This is a genomic window from Verrucomicrobiaceae bacterium, from assembly GCA_016713035.1.
Lineage (GTDB): Bacteria > Verrucomicrobiota > Verrucomicrobiia > Verrucomicrobiales > Verrucomicrobiaceae > Prosthecobacter.
This window is the reverse complement of the sequence record JADJPW010000005.1, coordinates 1-25337: the sequence shown is the minus strand read 5'-3', so window position 1 is coordinate 25337 and position 25337 is coordinate 1. Positions and strand designations below refer to the sequence as shown.

Sequence of the window (25337 nt, the reverse complement as noted above, 5' to 3'; positions counted from 1 at the left end):
CTTGTGTAGAATCCCAGTTATATTACCTCCGCCCGTTCAGAATCATCTCATTCACCTTCTGCCGCAGGGCCTCCATGTCGGGATCGGCAAAGCCAGTGTCCAGCAGAGCCTTTGTTCTGGCCTTCTGTGCTTGAACCATGCGCACATATGACTGCTGCTATTCCGACTTGCCATCGAGTTCCCAAACTCTCACATAATCCACGAGCATCTCAGTTGGGAATTCGCCGGCACCAACCTCCCCATCCAAAACCAGTCTGTTGTCTTTCCACTTCAAATAGGGTGCGCGCAGACCAAGCGAAAGCGCAACAGACATGGGTCGATGCCAGAATTTATTGGGCTTCCGTCCCACTTCCACACCATCGACATACCAAATGATCATGTCGGTTGCGACCCTACATCCGTAGGTGTGAAAATCCGTCCTCGGGTCGAACGCCGTGCGGTATTCGTTTGCTTGAGCCTCGCGGAAACGTTCATCGTTTGGCCGATGCCACTCGCGTCCCGGCACCCCCGGCTTTCCGTTTGATAAGATAGCGTGGAGGTTATGGTCGGTGATGCGTTCATTCCCTTCCTTCTGCGATTGCCTCTGCGTCATTTCAACGATGTCAATTTCACTGTATCGCGCCTCTCCAGCCTGAGTGATTGTGTCGTCGATCGTGCTGTAAAGCCAGAAGGCGGGGCTTGCTCCTGGAAACATCGGAGCCCCCTTGATTCGGGCCTCGTAGTAGCCATTGGTTCCCTTCGCATACGACTTCAGCATCCCAGAGGTGTAGGCTCTGCCCCTCCCTGTCCTTCTCGTTCTTTCCTTTCATCGCCGGGGAGTCGTTGCGGAGTGTGATCTTCAGCAGCCCATCTTGGGCCGTGACGTTTCGCTCATTGTCCCATCTCCAGCCACTGAACTGCTCGGGGCTCTTCTGCCATTTCCGCCAATCGACCTCTCTGGCATTGAAGTCATCTGAGCGATTCCACCGGATCACCCAGTTCTCGCCCGCTGCTGCCGTGAGGGGCCTGACATTTTGCGAGGTTTGTCCCGATAGTTGGGACATAACAGCGCTACTAATGAGGAAGAAGACGCTTAGCGGTAAGGTGATGGATGGAAGTTTCATTTTTTTGCCAGAACGGTGTTTATCCAAAATAAATGGTGGGCGCAGTTGATTCGCCCACCGTTTGCTTGGATGCCAGTCAAACCAAACGAAGGTCAGACAGGACAAACGGAGTAACGAAGCATGACAAGCCAAGTCAAGCCTTGAGGAGAATGGCAGTCACATTACCTCCGCCCATTCAGGATCATCTCATTGAGCTTCTGGCGCATCGCTTCCATGTCAGGATCGGCGAAAGCAGTGTCCAGCGTGCTCACGTTGTTGGTGTTCGCGCTCGTGCCGCTGATCGCGCTGTCGAGTTGGGCTTGGCTGATTTCGCCGGGTGGGCCTTGGGAGCCGTCGCTTCCATTGCTGCCATCGTTGCCGCGTGGGATGCCGAAGGTGAAGCGCACGTTTGATCCGTCGAAGCTCACGCCCACCGTCGCAGGATTGCCGGGGTCCAGTGTGGTCACACCGTCCACCACCGCTTGCGCAAAGGGCGGTCCCTGAGCGCCGTCATTGCCGGGTGGCCCTTGGCCACCGTCATTTCCGGCGGGTCCTTGGCCGCCATCACTGCCACGCGGGATGTCGAAGGTGAAGCGCACGTTTGTTCCATCGAAGCTCACGCCCACGGCAGCGGGATCGCCGGGGTTCACGGTGTTCACCGCATCCACCACCGCCTGTGAAAAGGGCGGCCCCTGCTGGCCCATCGGGCCTTCCTGCCCCTGCGGGATTTCAAAGGTAAAATGCAGCGTGTTCCCCACCACACTCACGCTCGCATTCGCCGGAGTGCTCGGCGGCAGGGTGTTCGTGCTGTCCACTTGCGCGGCATTGATGCCGGAGCCGCTGCCGATGAGGTCGATGATTCCGGCGAACTGACCACGAAAACGGTCAGCGTCGATGTTTTGGCCGTTTTGGGGCCATGCTGGGTCGAAAGGCATAACTGGGAAGACTTTGAGACTTTGAGACTGTCAGACTTGGAGACTTTCAGACGGGGAGACTGCTGCCAGTCTCAAAGTTTCCAAACTTCGGGTTGGTTTTGCATCGTCACGAGCATGGCGATGAGTTGGTCGTATTCGGCATATAAAGCACGGGTGTCCTCGGGTTTGAGGTAGTCACACTCCACGGCGAATTGCAGCCACGTTTGCGTTTCTGCGGCCTCGCCTTCAGCATCGTTGAGCTTGCTGACGAACGAGGCCGCGTAACGCCGTTTGCGCCATCCTTCAGAGATGTTGGCGGCGACAGACCGGGAAGCGCGGCGAGCCTGATCGGTGAGCGAGTAACGTTCCTCTTTCGGGAACGCCTTGCTCAATTTGAACACCTGCATCGCCGCCGCAAACGCACGCCGATACACTTCCAAATCCGTATGCCGAACAATCTTCGTCTTCATAGTCTCATCGTCTCCCAGTCTGATAGTCTGATAGTCTCCCCGTCTTCAACTCACGGAACAACGATTTGCGCGATCGGTCCCGCGCCGCTTTCGCCCGCACCGTTCACGGAGGTGACTTGGATCTTCACCGTGCTGCCGCTTGGCAGGCCGCTCAGGGTCGCATCGCTATCGGTCACGGTTTCCACCGCACGGAAATCATTGTCCGTGCCCACGATGAGAATCCACACGCGGTAGTGATCCGCACGCAGCGCATCATCCCAGTCCACATGGGTGATGCCAGCACCGCCCGGAGTCGCCGTGGTGAAGCTGGGCGCTTCGGGCGTCTCTTCATCCGCAGGGCGGCTGAGGCCAAAGGCGTGCCAGAGTGGGTCTTCCGCGCCCAGCAGCGTTTCCAGCTCGGTGATCATGCCACGGAGGCGCTTGCGCAGGTTTGTCTCGGCGGCATCGCGGGCAGCTTTCGCCTGCCCGCTCTCCGTCACTTTTTGGTCCAGCGCCGCGCGTGCATTGCTGATCGTGGTATGCAGCGTGGTGGCCAGCGCCGCTGTCACCTCCATGTCCGCACTTTCATGGGCGGGGTTGGCGGTGAAGTGGAGTTTCAGGCTGTTGATCAGGCTGAAACGCTCCGCCTGGGTGCTTGGCATTCCTGTGGAGTTGTTCGGCCAGCCCGCCGCACCCCATTCGGTGGTGTAGGCTTCGCCGAAGAACTTCGACAGGCGCTTTTTGGCGTTGGTGATGAACACCTTCGCCGCATTGTCCGCCGTGTTGTGGGCGGCGTTCGCGTTTTTTCTCAGCACCTGGCAGGCACCGTAGGTGGATTCGGCAGCGCGTGCCGCATCCAGCGCCGGGCGCACCACGGCTTCGGTGTTTTGTTTGAGCCCGATCGCCACTTCGTGGGTATGGGCACCGTCGCACATATCATCGCCGAGTGCGAAAAGGCGGTCGCGTTTATCTGGTAGGGCGTTGGAAGCCATGTTTTTGGTTCTAGTTGGTCGCGGAGGGTCCTGCGCCCCGAAGCGTGAGCCGTCGCCGAAGAATGCTTGTCCGAATCGAGCCACGTATTTCGTGTGTGAAGGGTTGCCGCTGGTTGGTGGGTTCTTCCCTCCGCCGGACAACCAGTCCGATGTGATAAAGGACGAACTGGCCCGAAAAATATGCGTCGTGTTTCAGCCGTCAACCCCCGCCTGGCCCTGCCATGCCACTGCGGGCTTGGCGGAATCCCCGCCCGGTCAAAAAGCCGCAAAGGCAGCGTCAAACGGGACGCGTTTACCCCTGCCGACGCCTCGGCTCTCACCGATGAGAGCCGTTTCACCCTGCCGGAGCCTCGGCTGCCCCAAACGGGCCTCGTCCAGCCCTGCCGGAGCCTCGGCAGCTCCAAACGGGAGCCGTCCAGCCCCGCCGACGCCTCGGCTGCCCCAAACGGGAGCCGTCCAGCCCTGCCGACGCCCCGGCTATCGCAGATGAGAGCCGTCTAGCGCTGCCGACGCGTCGGCAGGACCAAACGGGAGGCGTTTGGGGTGCCGGGGGCGGGGCTGTTGCAGTCATCGCATCCCATGCCATCCCCGGTGTGAGGCTCTCCCACCCCAAACCAGAGTCCCAGGACCACAGTTTCGGCATGGGACAGACATTTGCCTCAACGGGCCGGATTTTGGCAAGGGCTCTTTCACGCGCTGACAAGGTCAAAGCTAAAAGTGGAGACAGCGGCCAAGAATTGTTTCAAGTTGCGGCATGACCAAGGGCATCCACATCTCCGGCCTCATCGAGCGCACCACCAAAAGCTGTGCTACGCAAATCGCTGCCATGCACTGCGCCGAGAGAACGCCCTTTTGCCATTCAACATTTGATGGCAGTCTGATTGGCCTAAGCTGAGACCAAGATGATGAGTGAAAATGATCCAAAAATAGCCCGCAAATATGGGCCTCAAGAACGCGCAGTTGTCTTTGAAGGCGATTGCTTGAAACTGCTGCGCAGCATTCCCGACGGTGCCGCCAGCCTTGTTGTAACCTCGCCCCCTTACAATATTGGAAAGGCCTACGAGAGGCGAAACCCCGTCGCGCAATATGTGGATGACCAGCGAGCTGTAATTCAAGAATGCGTCCGGACACTCAAGCCAGGAGGCAGCATATGCTGGCAAGTCGGAAACTATGTGGATCGCGGGGCGATAATTCCACTGGATTACCTCTTATTCCCTGTTTTTAGCGAACTAGGTCTCCAGATGAGAAACCGGGTAGTCTGGCATTTTGAACATGGACTACATTGCAGCCGGAGACTATCTGGTCGGTATGAGGTAATCATGTGGCTCACGAAAGGTGATGATTACCACTTTGATGTCGATCCAATTCGAATTCCTCAAAAGTATCCGGGTAAGAAGTATTTTAAGGGGCCGAAGGCCGGCGAGTATTCCTGCAATCCGCTTGGGAAAAATCCGGGTGACTTGTGGGTCATTCCAAACGTCAAGAGTAACCATGTCGAGAAGAGTGATCATCCGTGTCAGTTTCCGGTCGAACTTATCGAGCGTTTGATTTTGTCCCTCACTCGTCCAAACGATCTTGTTCTCGATCCATACTTGGGCGCAGGCACAACAATTATTGCGGCCATAAGGCATGGGCGCAGGGGGGTCGGCGCGGAAGTAATGCCCCATTACGCCGAGATTGCGCGTGACCGAGTGACCAAGTCAATCCAAGGCACCCTGCCAGTTCGGCCCATGAACAAGCCTGTGTTTAATCCCGATGATGCAGGATTAGCACTGCGTTCCGCACCCTGGCTGAATGGAAACGGCCATGAAAATGAGCAGATGATGCTCCTTGAGACTCCAGATCGCAGTGAAGTAGAGAACCTTAACCGTGTTCCGGTTACATATCCGAAGCCAAAACGCGCCCGCAAAACAAAATGAGAATCGCGAAAATTTACTCCCATCTCAATGGACTTGAATACCTGATGGTTCATCACAAGAAGCTTTGGAAAGAGGTTCAAGACGTCATTGTTGCTGTCGATGCCGAAGCCTGTAAGACAAAAATCAGTAAAGAGAAAGGCATGGAGGGAGACATTCTCTACAGTCCGCCAGCGATGAATGAATCATTCAAGACATTGCTGGCCGACAAGCAGTGGAAGGAGAGCCGAGTCACCTACTGGGTTACCGAAGACGAGAAGTTGATCCGGCAAACACTGCAAAAATCTGCTGACGAACAAAAAGACGAAATCACCAGTGCCGGCTACACGCCGATTCTGAGCTACAATCAGACTGACTTCGTCAAAGAACGGGTCGCTATCGAAGTGCAGTTCGGAAAGTATTCGTTTGTCGCCTATGACCTGTTCGTGAAGCACCTTGCCTTCTATATGCGTGATCAGATCGACGTTGGGATTGAGATACTAGCGATGAAGTCGCTTCAGCGGCAGATGTCCTCGGGACCAGGTTACTTTGAAGGTGAACTATACAACGTGATTCGGAATGGAAGAGGCGTTCCTGCTGTGCCTTTGGTCGTAATCGGTGTCGAACCTTGATTCTACAGTGTGCTCCCGACATTCGCATTGCCATCAAAGAACTGCCAGATGCTGCGCATCACGCATTGCGCCAAAGGTAATCGGTAGGATAGCCGCGCTTCTATTGCTCTGCTCATGCGGATTCGGTAGACGCCAGTCGCTGTAGCCGCCGGTGGATTGCGCGGAGGCATTGTTCACCGCGTTTTCCCACGTCATCTCGCCCGCGTCGGCCTTCTGCCACATCAAGCCGGTCACGTTGTCCGTGATCGTGCCGTCGCCATTGTCGGTGAAGGACTGCGGATTCGCCGCCGGAGCCGTCGTGTAGTCGCTGTCCTCGCCAAAGGTCGTCGTGGTGCTGATCGCCTGGCTCGTGTCCGGCAGCTTCACCTCCGACCAAGCGCCCATCGGATACGCCGTGAGGCGATTCGCCGGAGCCGTGCCCGCCGTGGGCGTGTAAGTCTGCGTCGTCGTCAAAACCGGACCGCTGAGCACTCCGCCGACAAGCGCCTGCGCACGCCAGGTCATCGTCAGCGAGCGTGGATTCACTTTGCGATTGATCGTCCAGCACTCGTCATAGTCCAGGCCGCCCATGTTCACGCGCATGAGATGCGCATCCGGCGAGGCGTTGGCCATCGACACCGCGTTGAAGTTCCGGCCCGTCGTCGTCGCGATCGCCGCGATGCTGATCACAAACTGCGTGGCATTCGTCACCGAGGTCACGCGGGCACCATTGCTCACGCCATAACCCACCACTGCCAGCCCCGTCGTCAGCCCTGTCGTGCTCGCACACGTCACTGTCGTGCTGCCGTAAGTCGTCGCGCAGTTCGTCAGATTCACGCCCGCGATGAGATTGAGATGCCCGCTGCCATCCGTGACCAGCGGCGCCGGATTCATCTGCGCCACGATGTAGGCCCCGGCGACTGCTTTCGCATTGTAGCCGCCTGTGCCATCCGCACGCAGATTTCCGACCGCAGGCTGACCATCGACCTGATTGCCAAAATTCACCACCGTGCCGTGGAAGGCCTTCATCAGGTAAGGCGACTGCGGCGTGCCATACGGATGCGTCGCATCCACCGTCGTCGTGCCCATGGCATGATAGTGATAACCCCAGCCACCGCCGTGATCGTGACCACCTTCTGCATCCAGCGCCTGCCGCGGCGAGCCATCCGGCTCCACAAAGCCATACATCGGATAGCCATCCAGCGCCCAGGCGATGGGCTTGTCATCGCCCAACGGCCCACCGAAGCGCGTGTTCAAGTGCGTGGGTGCGATGTGGTAATGGTAATCATCCGCCAGACCGCAGTGACCGCCGTAGTAGTCCAGCTCGCCGATCTCATACGACACATTCCCTCCGTTGTTCGACGGATTGAAGATCGCGATGCCGTTCGACGCCAGCGCCACCGCGCCGCGCAGGAAGTTCGTCGGCGGAGCCGGTGGATTGTAGATCACGATGGGCGATGCCGACGGCACCGGCACCAGCGGGATGCGCCACACATTCGGCTGCTGATAGCCGAGCGAGCCCGCGTTGTTCTCATTGCTCGTCGAATGCGCAAAGTAAGCCGCCGGGATCGGCACCTGCTGCTGCCAGGTCGTGATCCCGAACATCTTGTTCGGCATGCCCTCCGGCGTGTTGTCCGATTCGAGGAAAAAGGTCGTCCCATCCCAGTTGTAGCGCACCTTCGGCTTGAACGGCGCAAACGAAGCCGCCATCAGCAGCCCGTTCCCCGCTGGCGGCAGCGCCGACCCGCTCGTCATGAACGACGAAATATCGAACGCCGAAAACGAAGCCACCTGCAGCGGCCTTTTCAGCGTCTTCGGGATCGGAGCCTCCACCGGCTTCACCTTTTTCGCCCCCGATTTCTGCATAAACTCTTCCAAAATATGCGCCCGCAGCGCCTCCTTGTCCCCAGAGGGCAAAGTATGGGCATGCAAAGCGAGCGGCAGCAGGCAGGCGAGGGCAAGAGAGCGTTTCATGGTTGCCCCATGCTGCAAACTCCGTGTCAGGCCCTCTTCACCCTCTACAGACATATTTGTCGGGATTGTGTAAAGGGTGATGCAGACATTCCTGTCTGCACGAGCTTCCAGGCGGCCTTGCAGACAGGAATGTCTGCATCACACTCCGCCATGCGCCTCCTCATCATCGACGACGACACCGAGCTCTGCCAGCTCGTGGCCGATTACCTCAAGCCCATGGGCTTCGAGGTCGAAATGGAGCACGATGGCGAGCACGGAGCCGAACGCGCCACGTCCGAGCCTTGGGCGGCCATCATCCTCGATGTCATGATGCCCGGCTGCGATGGCTTTGAGGTGCTCCGTCGCATCCGCGCAAAGTCCAAAGTGCCGGTGATGATGCTCACCGGCCGTGGCGAGGAGGTGGACCGCATCGTCGGCCTCGAACTCGGTGCCGACGACTACCTGCCGAAGACCTTTTCCTCTCGCGAGCTGCTCGCCCGTCTCCGCGCCCTGCTGCGCCGCACCGGCTGGATCGCTGAGACAGCTCCGCAAGCCCCCGTCAAAGAACTCGTCATCGGCGAACTGCGCATCAATCCCGAAACACACGACGTCATCCTTGGCGACCAGCCCGTGCAGCTCACGCCAGCCGAGTTCGGCCTCCTTTTGTCACTCGCGAAGGCCCATGGCCGTGTGAAAACACGCGAACAGCTCATTGAGGAGGTCGCCGACCGCGAGTGGGATGTCTTTGACCGCGCCATCGACATGCACATCTCCACGCTGCGCAAAAAACTCGGCGATGACCCGAAGGAGCCGCGCTTCATCAAAACCGTGCGCGGCTACGGCTATCAACTCGTCACTCCCGCCCGATGAGCCGCGTGCGCCTACCGCTTTACGGCAAGATCCTCTCGTGGTTCGCCCTGAACCTCGCGGTGCTGGCGCTGCTGTTCTTTTTCTTTCTCAAGGCGCAGTTCCGCCTCGGTCTCGACTGGATGCTCTCCGGCGAGCCCGGTGATCGCATCGCCGCCATCGGCGAGACCATCACCTTTGAGTTCTCCCGCCTCGCCGAGAGCGAATGGCCCGCTCATTTGAGCGACTACGATCAAAAACACGACGTCACCTTCGGCCTTTTTGACGGACGCGGCGAGCAGCTCCATGGCAAACCGCTCACGCCACCGCCCGAGGTCATGCCGCGACTCATCGACCGCCGTCCACTCGGAGAAAAACTCGCCCGCCGCGCACCCGGCCCTGTCTCAAAACGTCCTGCCGATGCACCGCCGAAGCCGCGCTTCATGATGCGTGCTGGCGACCCCGCTCGCTACTGGGCTGGTGTGCATCTCGACCTCGTCGCGCAGGACGGCCGCTCACTCACGCTCGTCATGGTCTCTGAAAGCATCAGCGGCGGCGGCCTCTTTTTCGATCTGCGCCCGTGGCTCTGGCTCGCTGCTGCCGCACTCCTCATCTCCGCACTCATGTGGATGCCCTTCGTGCGCGGCATCACCGGATTCATCGGCACGCTCAACCACGCCGCAGGCCGCATCGCGCATGGCAAATTCGACGAGCGCATCGAAAAACAACGCAGCGATGAACTCGGCGAGCTCTCCACCTCCGTGAACACCATGGCCGCGCAGCTCGGCGACTACATGCGCGAGCAAAACGCATCACCGCCGATGTCGCACACGAGCTATGCAGCCCCATCGCCCGCATGCAGATGGCGCTCGGCGTGGTGGAGCAGCGCAGCACGCCCGATCAATCCACCTACCTGCAAAAACTCGACCGCGAGCTCCAGCACATGGCCAAACTCGTCGAAGAGGTCCTCGCCTTCTCCAAAGCCGAAACCATCCCTGACCGCGAAACGCCCGAAGACCTCGATTTGCGCGAATTGCTCCAAAACATCCTCGCCCGCGAAGCGCCCGAAAACGGCATCAAACTCGAGATCGGCGACATCAAGCTCCACAGCCTGCAAAACGCCCTGGATCGCGGCATCGGCAACGTCGTGCGCAACGCCATCCGCTACGCTAAAAACATCGAAATCACCGCCAACGCTGAAAACGGCCACGTGACACTCCAAATCGCAGATCGTGGCCCCGGAGTGCCCGAAGAGGCCATTGCACGCCTCTTTGAGCCCTTTTTCCGCCCTGAGGCGGCCCGTGGCCGCAACACAGGTGGCAGCGGCCTCGGCCTCGCGATCACGAAGCGCTGCATCGAAGCCTGCGGTGGCACCGTGACAGCACGGAATCGCGAGGGCGGCGGGCTGGTGGTGGAGATCACTCTGCCATGAGAGGAGCGGCTGCCAAAAAATCCGCCGATCCGTTACTTCGCGGCTGGAACTTGTGAGGGATCATACTTCGCACCCTTCGACACCTGGATCAGCGTCATGCGTACCTTCGTGGGGAAGAATTTTTCGGGATCGGGCCGCTTGTGAGCGTGGAGGTTTTTATCGTCTTTGAGGACGAGATGCATCTCCTTGATGCCCTGGCTCCAGATGATGTCGTTGTTCTGCCAGAACTTCGTCATATCGAGATCCTTTTCGATCACGCCCGTCTTGGAATACGCCCCCGTGCCGATGCAGCCGTAGCCGTGGTTTTGGCCTTTGTAAGGGATGTAGCACACGCTCCATGACTTGGGCTGATCCCCAGCTGGTTTTTCGAGCACCTCCAGCCGCAGATGCGCCGTGCCGTTGCGGTAATCCACCGGTGCCGTCCAGTCCTTCGGACGCTGCGGATTGAGTCGGTCGTCTTTGAGGTAGTAGTGCGACTGACTGGGCTTCGAATTCAGCGCATCTTCCTGCGTGAAGGTGAACGTCACATCAAAAAGCACAAACTGCTCTGCACGAGCTGTGGTGAGAAAAGCGAGCGTGAGGAGAGAGATGAGGCGGAGGAGCATGGTGGTGGGTTGTGTTGGAGATGAATCTCAGGCTAGATCGCTGCGAGTGACTCGAATGCTTTGAAGACGCAATTCCTGTGCATCGAAGGTTTGCACCGTCTCACAGTTCTCCTCACCCGTCGTAGGGTGCAGGATCATGAGCCTACTGGGTTTTCCCGTGTGGATTCGTTGTGCGAGTTGGCCGTAGCAGATGAGCTGGCGCAGATCCTCGATGCGCGGCCAGTTTTTGGCATCGGGGAGCTTGTACTTTGCATCGCCGACCCAGATGTCGTTTTCATCCAACCAGAAGAAGTCCGCGTCCTGCGCGATACGTTTGTCCGGGGCCACAAGCAGCGTACCAAGACGTTTTTGCGGCTCGATGCGCTGCTTGCAGGTCTTTTCGAGCCAGCGCAGGCAGTAGTCCTCAAAGAGGCGATTCATGTCGATGAGGAAAACGAAACTGCCGCTGCTCCCAGTGTGCATTTCACGGCCCTGACCGGTCAAAACAGCGAGCGCAAGATCATGGCACGGCCTCCAGCGGACATTCAGCCGTGACCAGCGAATGCCTGTGGCTGCTGCGACTGCCTGAACGGGCTGCACGGATTCGACTTCATCAAACATGGCGAGCGCATCACGCAAGTCCGCAGCGGCGCCGGGCAGGCGCACGCGCTCAAGAAGCACTTCGGCGGCGCAGCGCAGCAGGCGGGCAAGCGGTGTATCCGGCGTGAACTCATCCCACGAGCACGCGATCACATCCGGGCGGGCAAAATGAACCGTGGACTGCCTTGCAAAGTCAATGCGCCCACGCACTAGCGGCAGATCATCCCGCATGCCGATGTATTCCTGTGCCAGCCCCAGCCCGAGCTGGTGACGCAGTCGCCGCGCAAAGAGCCACGCCAACAGATCGCAGATGGAATCGGGAGATTCCTCCACTTCGGCTTCGCCAGCGTCGATGAGACCTTCGTGGCCTGACTCTTCGAGCAGCCAGAGCAGGTTTTTCATCACTGTGACGGCGCGTTGATCCGTCACCTGCCCGTCCTTCACGACTCCGGCGTCGAGTTTGGGATAAATCTCCACACAAACACCACCCGCCTCGATCACGCCCACATGCTGCTGCGCTCTCAACACGGTACCGTCTGGTCCTTCAAAACTCAATGGCGGCTGCGGCAGCCCATGGGACTCCTGCCAGGCCGTAGCCGAAGCCAGCACCGCTTGGCGTGTGTCGTAGCTCCAGCTCACGTTCACACGTTGATGCTCGCAGAGGCGGAAAGGCTCAGAAATCACGTTTCAGCGAGGTTGGCGTTCAAAACGGCCCAGCAGTCCATTTCCGGCTCTTCATCAGTGAACCAGCGCCAGCGGTTCCGCTGGTATTTGGACTCCACTTTGGCTTTCAGGGGCCGTAGGAAGCCTTTTTCACTGTTTGGGGCCTCTTCTCCGAGCACGAAGCGTGCACCGTCGATGTCATTGAAGAAATACTCCTGCAGCAGCGGCACCACTTTCCGTCGAAACACACGGTTGAAGCCTTCTGCATCCTTCACACCCATGAAGAACGCATGACCGATGCGGTGATCGCGATCCTTCCGCAGTTCGATCCGCTCATTGAGCCGGTTCAGCACGCTTTTCATCTCGTCAGTCAGCCCCTCGCAAAAACTGAAGTTCGGAGCCAGCTCCTCAAACTCAAACCGCCGCCGCAGCGCCACATCCAGCAGGGCCAACGATTTGTCCGCCGTGTTCATCGTGCCGAGGATGTAAAGGTTCGGTGGCACCGCGAAAAGCTCACGCGAGGAAGGCAGAGTCACTCGTAACGCATTCTCCGCGCCCTCACGCTTGTCCTCCTCAATGAGCGTGATCAGCTCCCCAAAGATGCGGCTGATGTTCCCTCGATTGATCTCGTCGATGATCAGGACGTAGGGCCGATTTCCTTCCATCTGAACCACAGGATCAACTTCGTCGTCATCCTCAACGGGTGGTTCGACGCCTTGGGAATTCAGCCACTTGCTCGCTTGAGTAGCTGCTGTGTTGAAATTGATGCCAGCTTTCACCGCTTCCTCGATGATTTCTTTTCGTTCAGGTTGTTTGCCGGAAATTTGCAGAAGCTCGTCAGCGATTTTCCACACGCGTCCCGTTTCTGAATCATCGCTTTTGGGCCGCTGATAGCCCCCACTGGTGACTGTCGCGTTACTTTGGGAAGCCGAGAATAAGCATGCGATTCTGGCATCACTGGCAATTTCCTTGAAAACTCCGTCCCTCACCTCAAAACCCGCCGTCCCGTCTTTGCGCATCACCGGTCGAATGCCCTCAATGAAGTCCTCGTAACTGAATGACTGGTGAAAGGTGGCGAGGCGGATGCGGCCTGAATCACAGGCTTTGTCATAGGCGGCCTTGGCATGGTCATCGTCTGGAATTTCGCGGCCTTCTATAATTTCAGCGGCATGGCGAATGACTTCATAAGTTTTGCCAGTGCCAGGCGGACCGTAGAGGATTTGGTTCAGGGGTGGTTTCGTCCATATCATGGCTGGCGTTGTTTTGGTTTCATCATCGTCATCTCCATCGTCGCTAGGCTTCGTTTTGCGCAAAGGACTCTCCGGCCAACTGTAAAGAAGGTGGCCAATCTCCCGGAGGCTGCGTCCGTTGAGTTCTGGAATAGCGCGGAGGATTTCAACAAGCTGGCGGTTTGCAAAGGCGGTGAATCTTTTGCCATGAATGCGTTTGCTCACTCCGCCGAACATTCTGATCCACTGCTTGAGGTGGTAGAAGGAGTAAATATTGATGACTTCATCCGGGAAATGTACGTGCAGCCATTTCGTGCGCAGAGCTGAGGTATAGCGAGCAACCGGGAGTGCGTCGATCTCATCCCAACGTCCAGTTTTGCCGAGTTCGATGCAGCTGAGAAAGTCCGCTCGTAGTGCCTGCCAAGCTGCTTGCGGGTCAGGCATGTCCGGTATTGCGCTGCGCCACATCTGGCTTTTGCGATTATAATACACGCCGAGCTTGCCCGCGCTGCCACCACTCATGCTGCCGAGACTATCTGAACCAAACTCAAGCAGATAGCAGAGCGTGGATTTGTCATTTTTGCCGACGGCGAAGCGCTCCAGCGGCAGTGTGGCAAACTCGTCGAGCGGGAAGCGCTCAATGATTTCTGCGCGGGTTTGATCCGCCGCCGCAAGTGTGGGCAGAATCGTGGCACGATCCACAGTGGCGACGAAATCGAGAAAGGCTTTGACGAGCATAAGGAAGGTCTATCCGGCTAGGAATGCGGAACAACCGGGTTCTTTTCACCGCCGCCCGTGATTGAAATCGACGGGCTTCTTTACGGTCTTTGCGCCGAGATTGCCTTCGATGGTTCCACGCGTGCAGGTGGGATCGACGACGATGGTGGCGGGCTTGTTTTGGAAGGTGTTGCCGGTGAAGACGAGGTCGTGGCCATTGGGGGCGAAGGTGACGGCTTCTTCGGGGCAATGGGGGCCGAGGTGGAAAATGTTGTCCTTCACGATGATGGGGCCGTAGGTGGCTCCGGGCTCGTAGAGGGTGAAGTAGAGCTCGGGGAAGTGGCCAGGCTGCGCGGTCTGGAAGGCGATGCGACCGAGGCGTGGGTCGGGGTCGTTTTTGGTGGTGTTGTTGATGAAGACGTTGCCGGTCATGATGAAGTTTACGGGCTGGTTGATCCAGGCGCCGCGACCGCCGCCACGGAAGGTGTTGCCGGTCATGGTGACATCCGTGCAGCTTTTCTCGACGCTGATGACGCGGCTGCCATTGGTGCCATCGACGAGATTGCCGGTGATGGAGGCGTTTTGGCAATACTCGGCCAAAAAGAAGGCTCCCATGCGGCTACCGAGGATATGGTTGTTGGCGAAGACGATGTTTTTGCAGCGCTGGATGTGCATGGTGTCGCCGATGGCGCTGAGCTGGCAGCCCGTGACACGCACATCGCGTGCGCCGACGATGTCGAAGGTGCCTTTGCCGGGTCCGCTGCCGGTCGGGGCATAGGCGGAAAGGTAGGTGGCGCTGATGTTGAAGGCCAAAGTGCCGCTACCGTCGCTTGTGAAGCGAATCGGCGCTCCGCCGGGTTTTTCGGCGATTTTGATGTGCGTGGGGGTGGACTCGGCGACGAAGTATTGCTGGCCGCGAAGGATGTTTTTCGGCAATTCATTGCCCATGAAGGTTAGCGCCTCTTTCGGCTCATCGGTGGCGCTGATGGCGATGGGTTTGATGGTGTTGTCGAACTTCACGAGGTCGCCGCTGAAGGCCACCTCGCGAATGAGATCGGTGCGGAAGTATTTTTTGGCCCGCTCGACTTCCCAGGGCTGGTAGGACTCGGGGAAGGTCATGATTTGCCACAGGTAGCCGTAGTCCCACATGAACTTGCCGCTGCGCAGCAGGGTGCAGCTATCGAGAGTGACACGCTCGGCGTAGTGCTCGACTTCGCTCTCGCTTTTCGTGCCGTATTTGCCATGCACGCCGATGACGGCGGCGGCTATGCCGTTGGATTTCACATCGCGGAAAAGGATGTCGTGCGTGCCGCCTGCGATGGTGGTGGTGATCTCGATGCCTTTGGTGTTGGCGTTCGGTTCCCAGGTGTTGTCCTTCTTCGCGGGGTCAAAGACATGCCCGATGAACTCGCCGCCATGCCATGCGAAGTGCGCGATGTTTTCCCCGGCAAAAAGCACTACGCGAGCTTTGTCCGGCAGCGACTCCGGCAGGAGGAAGCGTGCGCCGTGGGCCATGATGGTGGTGTTTGATCGCAGGGGGATCGGCTGAGTGCCATCGAGATGGTAATCGCCCGCAGGGATGGTCACGACGCCACTTTTTGCGAGCAGAGCGGCGAGTTTTGCCGAGTCATCGGCAAAGGTGATGGTGGTGAGGAGAGCGAGGCACAAAAAGAGCTTCATGGCGCGATCATAACGGCTTTGGCTGGCCAAATTCCACGCTCAAAGAACGTGCGGCATGTCCATGAGAGCGGAGGGCGGCATTTTGACCCCGATTCATCCGCGTGAGCGCGGACGCGTGACGAAAAAGAGCGCGATGCCGAGCAGCGCGACGACTGCGGTGCCTGCGGTGAGCACGGTGAGGACGAAGTCACGGGTGTCTTTGTCACGGATGAAGCCGAGCTTGTGGAAGTTCGTGAAGATGGTGGCTTCGAGCTGGCGCTGGCGATCGGTGTGGCGTGTGACGCTGCCGGTGGTGGTGCTGACATAGACGCGGGTGTCGAGAGCGTCGCCGGTATCAAAGCGATACACGGGCAGGATGCGGAAGATGTTCAGGTACTCGGTGTTGAAGGCGGTGAGGTAGTCGGTTTTTTTCACCTCGGAGCCTGCGAGGAAGCCGCGTGCGATCTCCGCCGCGTAGGCTTCATCTTGGGCGGCATCGACACGGCCATCTACGGCGCTGATGTAGTGCGGTGTCTTCGACTCTGGGGTGTAGATTTGATACCAGGGCTGGCCACCGATGCCGCGCAGATTCACGGCTTGCACGGCGGGTGAGGGGTTTCCGAGCTTGGCAGTGGCTTCTGCGACGCTGATGCGGATGGCGTTCACGTCCATGCCACCGCCGGAGGGCTTCGCCTGCGGTGGCGGGGCCTGCGTGCGTGTCATGACGTTATGAATCACCCCACTGCCAGCGGCCAGGAGGACGGAGATACTGAAGAAGAGGCCGAGCCAGCGGTGGAGCTTGCGGATGGTGCGGGGATTCATGTGAGAGTGATCGAGTGAGGCGGCTTCTTTTGGAGCCGCGACACGATGAAGCCAGTGAAAAGTACCGTCGCGAATGGTGCGAGGCCGATTTTGAGGTTCGCGCCGATCCAGGGCAGGCTCTGGCCGCTGGTGATGAGCGCGGTGGGCAGGGTGAGGGCCATGCAATACTTCAAACCAAAGACCCAACCCGCATGCAGGCCGATGGGCAGCCACAGACGGCCACTGCGCAGCCGAGCAAAGGCCAAAACAGCCCCCACAGCGGTCAGCGTGAGGAATTCTGCCACGAAAAAGCGCCAGTCGCCAAAGCCGCTGAAGAGCTGACTTAGCACGGCGAATCCGCTATGCCAGCGCACAGCCTCATCCGCGAGCTGCCAGCTCTCTGGTGGACGCAAAAAGTGCACGATGGCAAAAATGAAGGTACACCAGCAAAAAGCCTGCCGCGTGCTCATGCTGCGAAGCAGGATGCCGAGCAGTGCGCCGCGAAAAAACAGCTCTTCGATGATTCCTGCGCCCAATGCGGCCGTGAGATGCGGCGCGAGCCGTAGCCAAGCCGCGTCCGCTTTGAGCTGATACACGCCACTTTGGATAAAAAGCAGCCCCAGGCCAAAAAGCAGCCCCGCCGCGAGTGCGAAGCCGGTGAGCGCTTCTTTGATCCCAGTGCCCACAGGCACCAACGGAGGCCACACACGCCGATCCAGCCGGATGAGCCGCATGAGCGGCCACAGTAGCCCCAGCGCGAGCACGAGCACGGCCCGGTTGAAGTAGCGAGTGAAGCTAGCGCGGCGGATCTCATCCAGCAGCCACTGCGTGATGCCTAGATCACGCAGCGAGGAGCCGCTGAGCCATGCCTGAGCCCATTTCCCCAAATCAAAGAGCAGCGGCGCGAGGAGTGCCCCGCCGATAAGATGGCGGCGAGGTAGCCGAGCAGGGGCGGCAGGGCAGAACGAGATGGACCGGGAGGTTGCATGCGCGGGGTGACTATCGCATGCTAGCCTCGCATCAATCTATGAAAAAAAACCAAGCGCACGAATGGCACGAATCCATCCCCGAAGGAGGCAAGCGCTATGTGCGTGCCTATTGGGACTTCCGAAACTGGATCTGGCACTACCTGATCGAGCCCGAGATGCCCGCCTGGGCTCCGCTGGAGCATCCCACGGATGAAGATTGGCTGATGCTGCGCGATCTGATGTTCCGCAAATACCAGCGGAAGAAGTATCCGCTGAAGTACATCCTGATGGTGGACAAGATACTCATCGAAAAAGGCCACACGCCTTCACCTGCGGTGTGAGGCACACCGATTTCGTCCTCTTCCTCCCATGCACGACCAGTTTTCACGCGTCATCGTGCTGCTCGTCCTCTGCGGGCTCTTCAGCGTCCTGACGCTGACGGAGGTGATGCCGCGTGGCGCGGCTGCTGGGCGTGAGGTGGCTGCGCAGGTGCAAAAAGGCGCCCACGTGCTGGTGGCGGTGCGCAGTGGTCAGGCGGAGGACAGCGCCTTTGCCAGCGCTGCGGAGGCAGAGCTGAGAAATCGCGGCGCGAGCGTGCTCGCCGTCGTGCAGGGCGAGCCGCGTGATGCCCGCGCGGCGCTGCGGCGCATCGCCGAGGCTGGCGGAGGGCTGGACTACATCGCCGGCACGGATGTGACTGCGGGGTGGCTGGTCTTTAGCGATCTGGGCGCGGATTTCCCGACGATGAAGGACACTCGCGTGCTCCAGCCACGCAGCACACGCTGGCCGGTGTTTTTGACTGCGGAGAATTTGCTCAATGTCGCCAGCCAGATCGCGGTGATCGCCATTTTGGCCATCGGCATGACGATGGTGATCGTGGCAGGCGGGATCGACCTGAGCGTGGGCAGTCTCATCGCCCTGAGCGCGGTGGTGACGACACTGGTGATCCGTGATGCCTGCGGCGGCACCAGCGCGGGCACCGTGGGCATGCTGGCGGCAGGCGCATGCGGGGTGGCGGTATGCGGCGCATGCGGTTGGTTGAATGGAGTGCTCATCACGCGGCTACGGCTACCAGCCTTCATCGTCACTTTGGCGCTGATGCTGGTATGTAGTGGCCTGTCATTCCGCCTGGCGGAGAATCAGAGCGTGTATCAGGTGCCAGAGAGCTTCATCTGGCTGGGACGGGGCGCGGATCTGGCAGGTGTGCCGAATGCGGTGCTACTCATGCTACTGCTCTACGCGGTAGCGCATGTGCTGATGACGCAGACAGCCCTGGGGCGACATCTTTATGCCGTGGGCGGCAATGCGGAGGCGGCCATGATCTCCGGCGTGCCGGTGCAGCGAGTGACGGTGCTGGCGTACACGCTTTGTGGCCTGCTCGCAGGTCTGGGCGGCGTGGTCATGGCCTCGCACCAAGAGCGGCAGCGGCACCTTTGGCACGAAGTATGAGCTTTGCACGCCATCGCCGCGCCGTCGTCGGCGGGACGAGTCTCAGTGGTGGGCGTGGCACCATGCTGGGCACGCTGCTGGGTGCCTTCTGTCATCGCCGTGATCCAGAACGGCATGAATCTGACCAATGTAGAGCAATACGCAAAACATCGTGCTCGGAGCTGTGGATCCTGCTGGCCGTGGTGGCAGAGCGGCGGCGGTAAGCCGCCTAATCCCGCATTTTCACACTCCGGGATGGAAGCGCATCCTTCTGATTTTGCGACCCTCTGAGCCAAGTGCTCAGTTTTCAGTGCTCTGTTGCATTTTTGCCTCGTAAAACTCCCCCACTGAGCACTGAGGACTGGGCACTTCCGAGTCATTGCGCGAAAATGCGGGCTAATTTCTCTCCGTTTTAAAACATTCCCTAGCCTTGACCATCCCCACCGCTGACCGCATCATGGCGACCTCTGTATGACGAAAAACGCCCTTTCTTTTCGCCCTCGCCGCATCCCTCTGCCTAGCCGCCTGCAAATCGACCAACGATCCCGCAGCGAATGTGTGAGCGACCCCCTACGCCTCGAACTTCAACGACGGCCATTACACCCCTACCCTGGCTCCAGCGGCCCGGCGGATGTGACCATGCCGAATTACGAGACACCGCCACCACCCGCCTCCGCACCAGAGCCACCCGCGCGAATCCGTGTTCCTTTGATGCGCCGAAGAAAACCGTCGCCTCCAACTCCTACAGCACGCCCAAGCGCAGCACCACGAGCAGCAGCAATCAAAAACCCAAGTCCAAACCGAAAACCACCGCCTCCAAATCGAAGTCCAAGGCCAAACCCAAATCCAGCAGCGGCTCCAAAGTCACTGTGGGCAAGGGAGACACCCTCTACGGCATCGCTTTGAAGAAAAGACCAGCGTGGCCAAGATCAAGGCCGCCAACGGCCTCACGAGCGATCTCATCCGCCCCGACAGACTCTGAAAATTCCCTGATTTTTTTCACCGAATAAAGAGCCCGGCCCCCGCGTCAGAAACCCGCCAATACCACTGAAACATGTCCGCAGCCGCTGCCGCGACCGAGCCCGTCGAACCCACCGACGTGGATCCGGTCAAACGTAGGCCAAAGCGGGCGACACACGCGCGTTTGACCTGCTGGTCACACACGCTACCGCGGGCGCATCTACGCCATGACCTACCACCTCAGTACGAATGAAACTGAAGCATGGGGACCTCTCCCAAGAGGCCTTCATCAAGGCATGGCGTGCCTTGCCGAACTTCAAGCTGGACGCGGCCTTCTACACCTGGCTGCCCGCATCGCCCACAACGTCACCTACGACTGGCTGCGCAAAAGAAGATCGAAAGCGCAGGCGAATTCGATGACGAGCACACCGAGCACCGCGCCATGCCCGGACGCACTGCACCGCAGGCATTCGATGCACCGGACCGTGCCATGAAGCGTGCGCGCTGAGCCGCCGCATCCAGGATGCCATCAGCCGCCTCTCCCCAGATCACCGCCAAGTCGTCGTCCTCCGCGGAGGTGGAGGGGCTCCGTCGAAGAGAGAGATCAGCGCAGATGGTGCCCTGCTCACTGGGCACCGTGATGTCCCGCCTTTACGCACGCAAAGAACTCCAGGAAATGTTCAAAGACACTTATGAAACCTGTTTGACGAAAACCACGACCTCATTCGCTGGCTAGACGACGAAATGACGAATCCGAGAACGCCGCTTTCGAAGCCGCCCTGAAACGATCCGCAGCTCCGGCTGCGGAGGCAAATGCGCCGCCTCAGCGCCACTCGCTGCGCAAGGCGCATCTGCCCGCTGCCCGTTCCTCATGCCCGGACTTTTTCAATTCCCATCCAAGTCCGCATCGCCCAAATGGAAATCGACGAGCAGCGGGAGCAAAACCGCCGCGCAGAGAGTTTAAAATGCCGGCGGGTCATTTAGCTGGCTACGCGTGCCCTGGTTCACTTCTGCGAAACGGCAGCGGCGCTAGTCGTGGCCGGCTTTGCCTGGATGCAAATGGGTTCGAGGCGGGCACCAATAAAAAGCCATTCTGAGCCCTACACGCCGAATCCGACCATCAGCGCCGAGGTCTTCCACTCTGAAGTTAGCTCGCGCCACTGTCATCATGCTCGGAGGCCTAGAGCCCATGCCTGCTGACCACAAGATCACTTCGCTTCAAAGTCCACACCACGCGAAATCCGGGACGCCGAAGTGGCTACCACCACGTTTTTTGACGAAAAAGGCAGCGTCCTGCTCGTCCAGCGCCACCATGCCAAAGGCCAACCCAGGTGCCCAGTCATCAACGAAACACGATTCCGCATGCCGGAACGAAGCTACCCGCACTCAATGCCGCAAAACTGTCGCCGCCCCAGCGGCGCCTCGGCGTGCCGCGTGCTGCTTTCGGGCAGGCTTCGATGCTGTTTTTCATCTCTTCGAGCCGCGCAGCAGCCAGTACCGCTCCTGGCCAAAACCGGCCACACCGACGGTAAAGTCTGGGGAGCGCCTATTTGCCGTGAATGATGCCCTCCAAGGTCACGGCAGCGCTTAGTGCCCCGAAGGCCGCAAAAAGACCTCACCAAGCGCCTCGCCGCCAAAGTCTTCCCTACCAGCACTACGAGATCCTGGGGCACCTCCGCAGGATGTGCTCCGCGAATATGAATCCTGGGTGGTGCCCACGCGTGATTTGTTCCTCAAAACCGACTCCAGCGCCCAGCGGTTGATGGCAGGCAGGGCGAATCTGCACCTCCAAGTCTGGGCGAGCAGCAAGTGCTGGTCAAAACGGATGCTGTCCCGCGAATCTACAGAGCCCCCCTCTTCATCGGTGGCCCGAAATGGCGTGATGGGCGTACCATCTTTGCATGGAATCGTAGAAAAGTGGAGTTCAGCTGCAAAAACTACCTTACCCATCCGCAAAGAGGAAAGCTCTAGGGGCATTCTGCGCCACAGTTAACACTGCTCACAATGAAGCCCAACACACATTGCGTCGAGTTCTCCAGCATCCACGCAGACGGATCAAAGAAGTCCCTGCATCCAGCGGATGTTCGCAGGCCCTTTCACACGCTGGCGCAGGGCTGGGCCGCGCTAGTGATGCTTTTGGCTGCAGTCGCGCCGCCGTGATTTCACCATCCGAAGCTACCTGGCCGTTTTTATTTTACGGAGCGGCGGTTTCACTTTCCGGCATCACCTTGCTACGCAGGATCTGTGGATCGGCTTCCCTGTCGTCACGGGCTGGCTTTCGCCACCTTCACGGCGCCTTTGGCGGCTCTGGTGCGGATGGACCTGCCCTTACACGGTGTTCTTGAAAACGTACGCCGCACGAGCGGCTGATCGACGGAGATGTGACCGTATCGGCGTGCGCTGGATGCAGCACCGTGGACCCGCGCAAAAATCACCAAACGTGTGCTCCGGCCACGGCATCTACCATTGTCTCTGCACTCATCGCGCATACGGCAACTGATCGGCTTTGTCTCTGGCATGGGCTGCAAGGAAATGATGAGTGGGCCACCGCAGGAGCATCTAGTGGCCTTGGAGTGGTGCTGTTCTGACAGGTGCGTCATATTTTAGCTTCCGTTGGTCCTGGGAGTAGTTCTGCGGAATTTTATGCCCCCCTGGCAGGCTCCAAACCGTTTTCACGGACGATCACAGCGTGGTCATCGGTCACGATAAGTTGTTGTGGGGACACGCGCGGCAAAGGGGAAAGCGCTGGTTCTGTGCGTGACCGCCGCCTGCGCAAGTGTGCCCCACCGGCAGCGAGGTCCGGAATGGGCTCCAGGTCGAGGGCATCGGTTGTGCCGCGTGTAGATGCTCGCGATGAGATCATGACCAAGCTGCACTGGCCCACGGGAGTGCTGCGCCATGATCTGCCACCACCGGCCGTGGCATGGGAAACACGCTCTCATCCGCCCGCGCACGTTGTTTTATACTCTTCATGTTATATGGCAGGAGTCGCGGCCTTCATCGTGGCCTCACGCCTGTTTCCCGGATGCAAGCCAGCCCCGGTGCGCAATGGAGTAGGGCCTCTTGGTTCAAAAAGTGCAGTGATGGCGTGGTGGTGAACCAGTTCTCACCATCCGCGTCATCAACAAGCTGCAACCGTGAAGGCGGCTTCCGCATCACGCTGGACAGCGGGTTGCCCACAGACACGCAGGTCGCTGCAATGAGCAGGTCATCACACTCCAGCCCATGGCAGGAAAACCAGCGCACGCTCATCATCTCCGTGCCGGTGAAGTCCTTCCGCGAGGGCATCCTACTCAGCGTCATCACTGATACGGAAACAAAACGACCTGCAGCTCACACGCGGGATCGACACGCCTGTTTGACCTGATCCACGCCTCTCCAAAACAATGCGTTCCCTCAATCCCAAAGATTATCTCCAATAAGCCCTGGCTGCTCGTGGCGCTGCTCTTCGGCCTGTTTCTGACGGGCTGGACTTTTTTCTTCATCATCGCCTTTCAAAATGCGCCGCAGCGGCGCTGCCGGCGGTTCGACCTGCCCATGCAAGTCAGCTGATACCAGCGCAGCGGGGGTCATGGCCGGACTCGTCACCAGCCCGCACTGCGTCGGTAGCGTGGGCTGCTTCCTGCCCTGGGCACCACCCGAGCGGTGGCTTCGGCGTGCGCAGCACGGCGGCGTATCACGCAGCGTGCCGCACCCCGTATGCATCCTCATCGGTGCCCCTGCAGGCAGCCTGGGGGCCATGCCACTGGGCTTTTTCATCGCGGCGCTATCTGGTGCTGCTGTGAGACGATCAGTAGTGGTCTTACCATATCGGTAGGTCGGGGTGGATCGTTGGATGCCAAAGCCATAGCTGCTGGCCAAAATCAGCCTGTGGAAGGCTGTAACTTCGCGCCCGCCGCCTACAAGCTCCCCGGCATGCTCTGGCGCTGCGTTGTTCTGGCCCAGCCACAACACCACTACCGCCCTGCGGGCCACTTTTTACATGTTCGGCCTCGCTTTTACAACGGCAGTGCCGCCGCCGCACGTGGGGCAGAATTCGCCGCTTTTGGCGTCCGCACGCTGCCCCCGTTCGCCTCGCCCAGACGCAGCCCACTCCGGCTCACTGCGAAATGGCCACCCGGCAACGGGCAGCGTGTGCAGCGCGGCCTTTCGCACTCCGCTGCCGCCATCATCCTCGCCTGGCGGCTACGCGGCACACCGACTTCGGCAGTGAGGCAATCTCCAGTTGCAGCCACGCGGCGATGTGAGGCTCCCAGATTGACAAATCGGTTCCCGGTAGTCGAACCCGTAACGAGCATTTCCCACCTCACACCCCATCCCAAGGTCGTCGCGTACACGTCGGGCTTTCGTGCATGCGAAGCGGCCGCTCCCTCTGCTTCAGCAGGTGCTGGCAGCACAGGCGGAAGCCTCGCGGAAGTTCAGGTTCAGCGCCTCATCAAGTGGGCAAAATCAGCCAAGTGCCTGATCGCAGAGTCTGAGTTTGAAGCCTTGCCCTTGGTCAGCGATGAACAGGCGAGCACGAGGTGCGTTTTCGCGACTTCCGACCACTATGCGTTGAAGCGGACCTGGACAGGAACCTTTGGCATGGTGCCCCGCTGGCAGGACGGCTGCTGGAAGCCCGCCTCCGCCACCGCTTCGATCACCTGCGTGACGCTTTGCCCGGCACAATCACATCTTTGATGACGATGGTATCTTGGAAGGCGTCATCGTCTCGGACAAAGGAGTCAGTTGCCCGGCATCGTGCCTGGTGTGGTGCATCCATCGTCATCTCCCAGCGCTGGTTGATCGCTGATGATCCAGAGCGCTCACATCCGACCGAGCAGGAAATCGCCACCTCATGAACGAACTGGCTTCGGAGCACATTCCGGGACTGTTTTTCGCTGCTTCGAGGTAAGGCGTTGCTCGCATTGGATGCCAGCCGACAATCTTGTGAAGACTGGCTGCGGACGGCATTTTGCCCTTGATCTCCCTGCTGGAGCCTGCGTGATGAAGGCTGACGCGGCAATTCCCGCCTCCTCTGGCGCCAAGGAGCGCAGAGCATGGGGGGTAGAAATCGGGATACTCGAAGCACTTCTTCACCACACATGCCCGATATCTGCTTACACTGCGGGACTCCGTCCCAGCATCGCGCCACGACGCCTTTGGCTGCGCAGGTGGTGCGATTTCGTGGCCGCGCATGCCGTATGATGAGGGTCAGACCGGTTCCCATGACCTGCATAAGATAAACCTGCCTCCGGTGCTTGCCCCGGCGCTGCGGGAGCGATCTTACACCTGGCTAGAGCAGATCGTGCAGGCGAATCCGGCGGACTTCATGCCTGCTGTGCAGGGTGCGACCTGCGGGGGCTGCGGGTGGGTCTATGGAGAAGATTTCTCCCGCATGGAGGGTGCGACAGATCGACGGGGATGCGCTGCGCGGTGAAACCCGGGCTTCCAAATGTTGCCAGGGGTGTTGGATGGGGTTGTCAGCTAAACAGCGTGCCACAGCACCGGTTACCTCGTCGGCCTCCGCAGACCCAAATGGGCGAAAACCCAGCCACAAGAGTGGCCTGGAGCG

21 protein-coding genes and 3 pseudogenes are annotated in these 25337 nt (G+C 59.4%); 12 read left to right on the top strand and 12 right to left on the bottom strand.

The window, feature by feature from the left end; genetic code table 11:
- Window positions 1–157 precede the first annotated feature (157 nt).
- From IPK32_16950 to IPK32_16935, 4 genes and pseudogenes are all read right to left on the bottom strand, one after another.
- A pseudogene (locus IPK32_16950) lies at window positions 158–1043 on the bottom strand (family 16 glycosylhydrolase).
- A gap of 221 nt (window positions 1044–1264) precedes the next feature.
- Window positions 1265–2017 carry a hypothetical protein gene (locus IPK32_16945; GenBank protein ID MBK8093611.1) on the bottom strand — a complete coding sequence of 251 codons (753 nt, stop codon included), beginning with the start codon at window positions 2015–2017 and terminating at the stop codon, window positions 1265–1267.
- Window positions 2018–2088: 71 nt separating this feature from the next.
- Window positions 2089–2466, bottom strand: a complete 378-nt coding sequence (locus IPK32_16940) for a four helix bundle protein (protein ID MBK8093610.1) — start codon at window positions 2464–2466, stop codon at window positions 2089–2091.
- Between the two features lie 50 nt (window positions 2467–2516).
- Window positions 2517–3437, bottom strand: a complete 921-nt coding sequence (locus IPK32_16935) for a fibronectin type III domain-containing protein (protein ID MBK8093609.1) — start codon at window positions 3435–3437, stop codon at window positions 2517–2519.
- 905 nt (window positions 3438–4342) lie between these two features.
- On the opposite strand from IPK32_16935, the gene IPK32_16930 reads away from it, so the two are divergent.
- Both IPK32_16930 and IPK32_16925 read left to right on the top strand, forming a co-directional pair.
- Window positions 4343–5356 carry a site-specific DNA-methyltransferase gene (locus IPK32_16930; GenBank protein ID MBK8093608.1) on the top strand — a complete coding sequence of 338 codons (1014 nt, stop codon included), beginning with the start codon at window positions 4343–4345 and terminating at the stop codon, window positions 5354–5356.
- Entirely contained in the window at window positions 5353–5964 is a 612-nt protein-coding gene (locus IPK32_16925) for a restriction endonuclease (GenBank protein MBK8093607.1), read from the top strand. The genes IPK32_16930 and IPK32_16925 overlap by 4 nt, the downstream gene beginning before the upstream one ends.
- Before the next feature lie 33 nt (window positions 5965–5997).
- On the opposite strand, the gene IPK32_16920 is transcribed toward IPK32_16925, so the two are convergent.
- Both IPK32_16920 and IPK32_16915 read right to left on the bottom strand, forming a co-directional pair.
- A complete protein-coding gene (locus IPK32_16920) occupies window positions 5998–6837 on the bottom strand; it encodes a DUF1566 domain-containing protein (protein ID MBK8093606.1) in 840 nt (279 codons plus the stop codon).
- Between the two features lie 276 nt (window positions 6838–7113).
- Window positions 7114–7971, bottom strand: a pseudogene (locus tag IPK32_16915) (YHYH protein).
- A gap of 75 nt (window positions 7972–8046) precedes the next feature.
- Between IPK32_16915 and IPK32_16910 the strand changes: the two are divergent.
- From IPK32_16910 to IPK32_16900, 3 genes are read left to right on the top strand one after another with little or no spacing between them, the layout of a single operon-like run.
- Complete coding sequence (locus IPK32_16910; GenBank protein MBK8093605.1) at window positions 8047–8766, top strand: response regulator transcription factor; 720 nt, start codon at window positions 8047–8049, stop codon at window positions 8764–8766.
- Window positions 8763–9956 carry a HAMP domain-containing protein gene (locus tag IPK32_16905; protein ID MBK8093604.1) on the top strand — a complete coding sequence of 398 codons (1194 nt, stop codon included), beginning with the start codon at window positions 8763–8765 and terminating at the stop codon, window positions 9954–9956. Before IPK32_16910 ends, IPK32_16905 begins: the two co-directional genes overlap by 4 nt.
- Window positions 9890–10174, top strand: coding sequence for a hypothetical protein (locus tag IPK32_16900; protein ID MBK8093603.1), 285 nt, complete (start codon window positions 9890–9892; stop codon window positions 10172–10174). Before IPK32_16905 ends, IPK32_16900 begins: the two co-directional genes overlap by 67 nt.
- 32 nt (window positions 10175–10206) lie before the next feature.
- On the opposite strand, the gene IPK32_16895 is transcribed toward IPK32_16900, so the two are convergent.
- The 6 genes from IPK32_16895 to IPK32_16870 form a co-directional block, all read right to left on the bottom strand.
- Window positions 10207–10779 (bottom strand): hypothetical protein, encoded by a 573-nt coding sequence (locus IPK32_16895; protein MBK8093602.1) that lies wholly within the window; start codon window positions 10777–10779, stop codon window positions 10207–10209.
- A gap of 27 nt (window positions 10780–10806) precedes the next feature.
- Window positions 10807–12042, bottom strand: a complete 1236-nt coding sequence (locus tag IPK32_16890; protein MBK8093601.1) for a hypothetical protein — start codon at window positions 12040–12042, stop codon at window positions 10807–10809.
- Window positions 12039–13988, bottom strand: coding sequence for an AAA family ATPase (locus IPK32_16885; protein ID MBK8093600.1), 1950 nt, complete (start codon window positions 13986–13988; stop codon window positions 12039–12041). The genes IPK32_16890 and IPK32_16885 overlap by 4 nt, the downstream gene beginning before the upstream one ends.
- Window positions 13989–14033: 45 nt before the next feature.
- Window positions 14034–15647 (bottom strand): right-handed parallel beta-helix repeat-containing protein, encoded by a 1614-nt coding sequence (locus IPK32_16880; protein ID MBK8093599.1) that lies wholly within the window; start codon window positions 15645–15647, stop codon window positions 14034–14036.
- Window positions 15648–15740: 93 nt separating this feature from the next.
- Entirely contained in the window at window positions 15741–16448 is a 708-nt protein-coding gene (locus tag IPK32_16875) for a PepSY domain-containing protein (GenBank protein ID MBK8093598.1), read from the bottom strand.
- A complete protein-coding gene (locus IPK32_16870; GenBank protein MBK8093597.1) occupies window positions 16445–17314 on the bottom strand; it encodes a CPBP family intramembrane metalloprotease in 870 nt (289 codons plus the stop codon). Before IPK32_16870 ends, IPK32_16875 begins: the two co-directional genes overlap by 4 nt.
- A 140-nt stretch (window positions 17315–17454) precedes the next feature.
- Between IPK32_16870 and IPK32_16865 the strand changes: the two genes are divergently transcribed.
- The 7 genes and pseudogenes from IPK32_16865 (at window position 17455) to IPK32_16835 (ending at window position 24463) form a co-directional block, all read left to right on the top strand.
- Complete coding sequence (locus IPK32_16865; protein MBK8093596.1) at window positions 17455–17736, top strand: hypothetical protein; 282 nt, start codon at window positions 17455–17457, stop codon at window positions 17734–17736.
- 28 nt (window positions 17737–17764) lie between these two features.
- Window positions 17765–19160, top strand: a pseudogene (locus IPK32_16860) (ABC transporter permease).
- A 217-nt stretch (window positions 19161–19377) separates the two neighbouring features.
- Window positions 19378–19833: a hypothetical protein gene (locus IPK32_16855; protein ID MBK8093595.1), complete on the top strand. Its 456-nt coding sequence runs from the start codon at window positions 19378–19380 to the stop codon at window positions 19831–19833.
- Between the two features lie 199 nt (window positions 19834–20032).
- A complete protein-coding gene (locus IPK32_16850; protein ID MBK8093594.1) occupies window positions 20033–20203 on the top strand; it encodes a hypothetical protein in 171 nt (56 codons plus the stop codon).
- 1584 nt (window positions 20204–21787) lie between these two features.
- The gene (locus IPK32_16845; protein MBK8093593.1) at window positions 21788–21943 is read left to right on the top strand and encodes a hypothetical protein; all 156 of its coding nucleotides are present in this window, start codon (window positions 21788–21790) and stop codon (window positions 21941–21943) included.
- Between the two features lie 865 nt (window positions 21944–22808).
- Entirely contained in the window at window positions 22809–23150 is a 342-nt protein-coding gene (locus IPK32_16840; GenBank protein ID MBK8093592.1) for a hypothetical protein, read from the top strand.
- 503 nt (window positions 23151–23653) lie between these two features.
- Window positions 23654–24463 (top strand): hypothetical protein, encoded by an 810-nt coding sequence (locus tag IPK32_16835; GenBank protein ID MBK8093591.1) that lies wholly within the window; start codon window positions 23654–23656, stop codon window positions 24461–24463.
- Window positions 24464–25337: the final 874 nt, after the last annotated feature.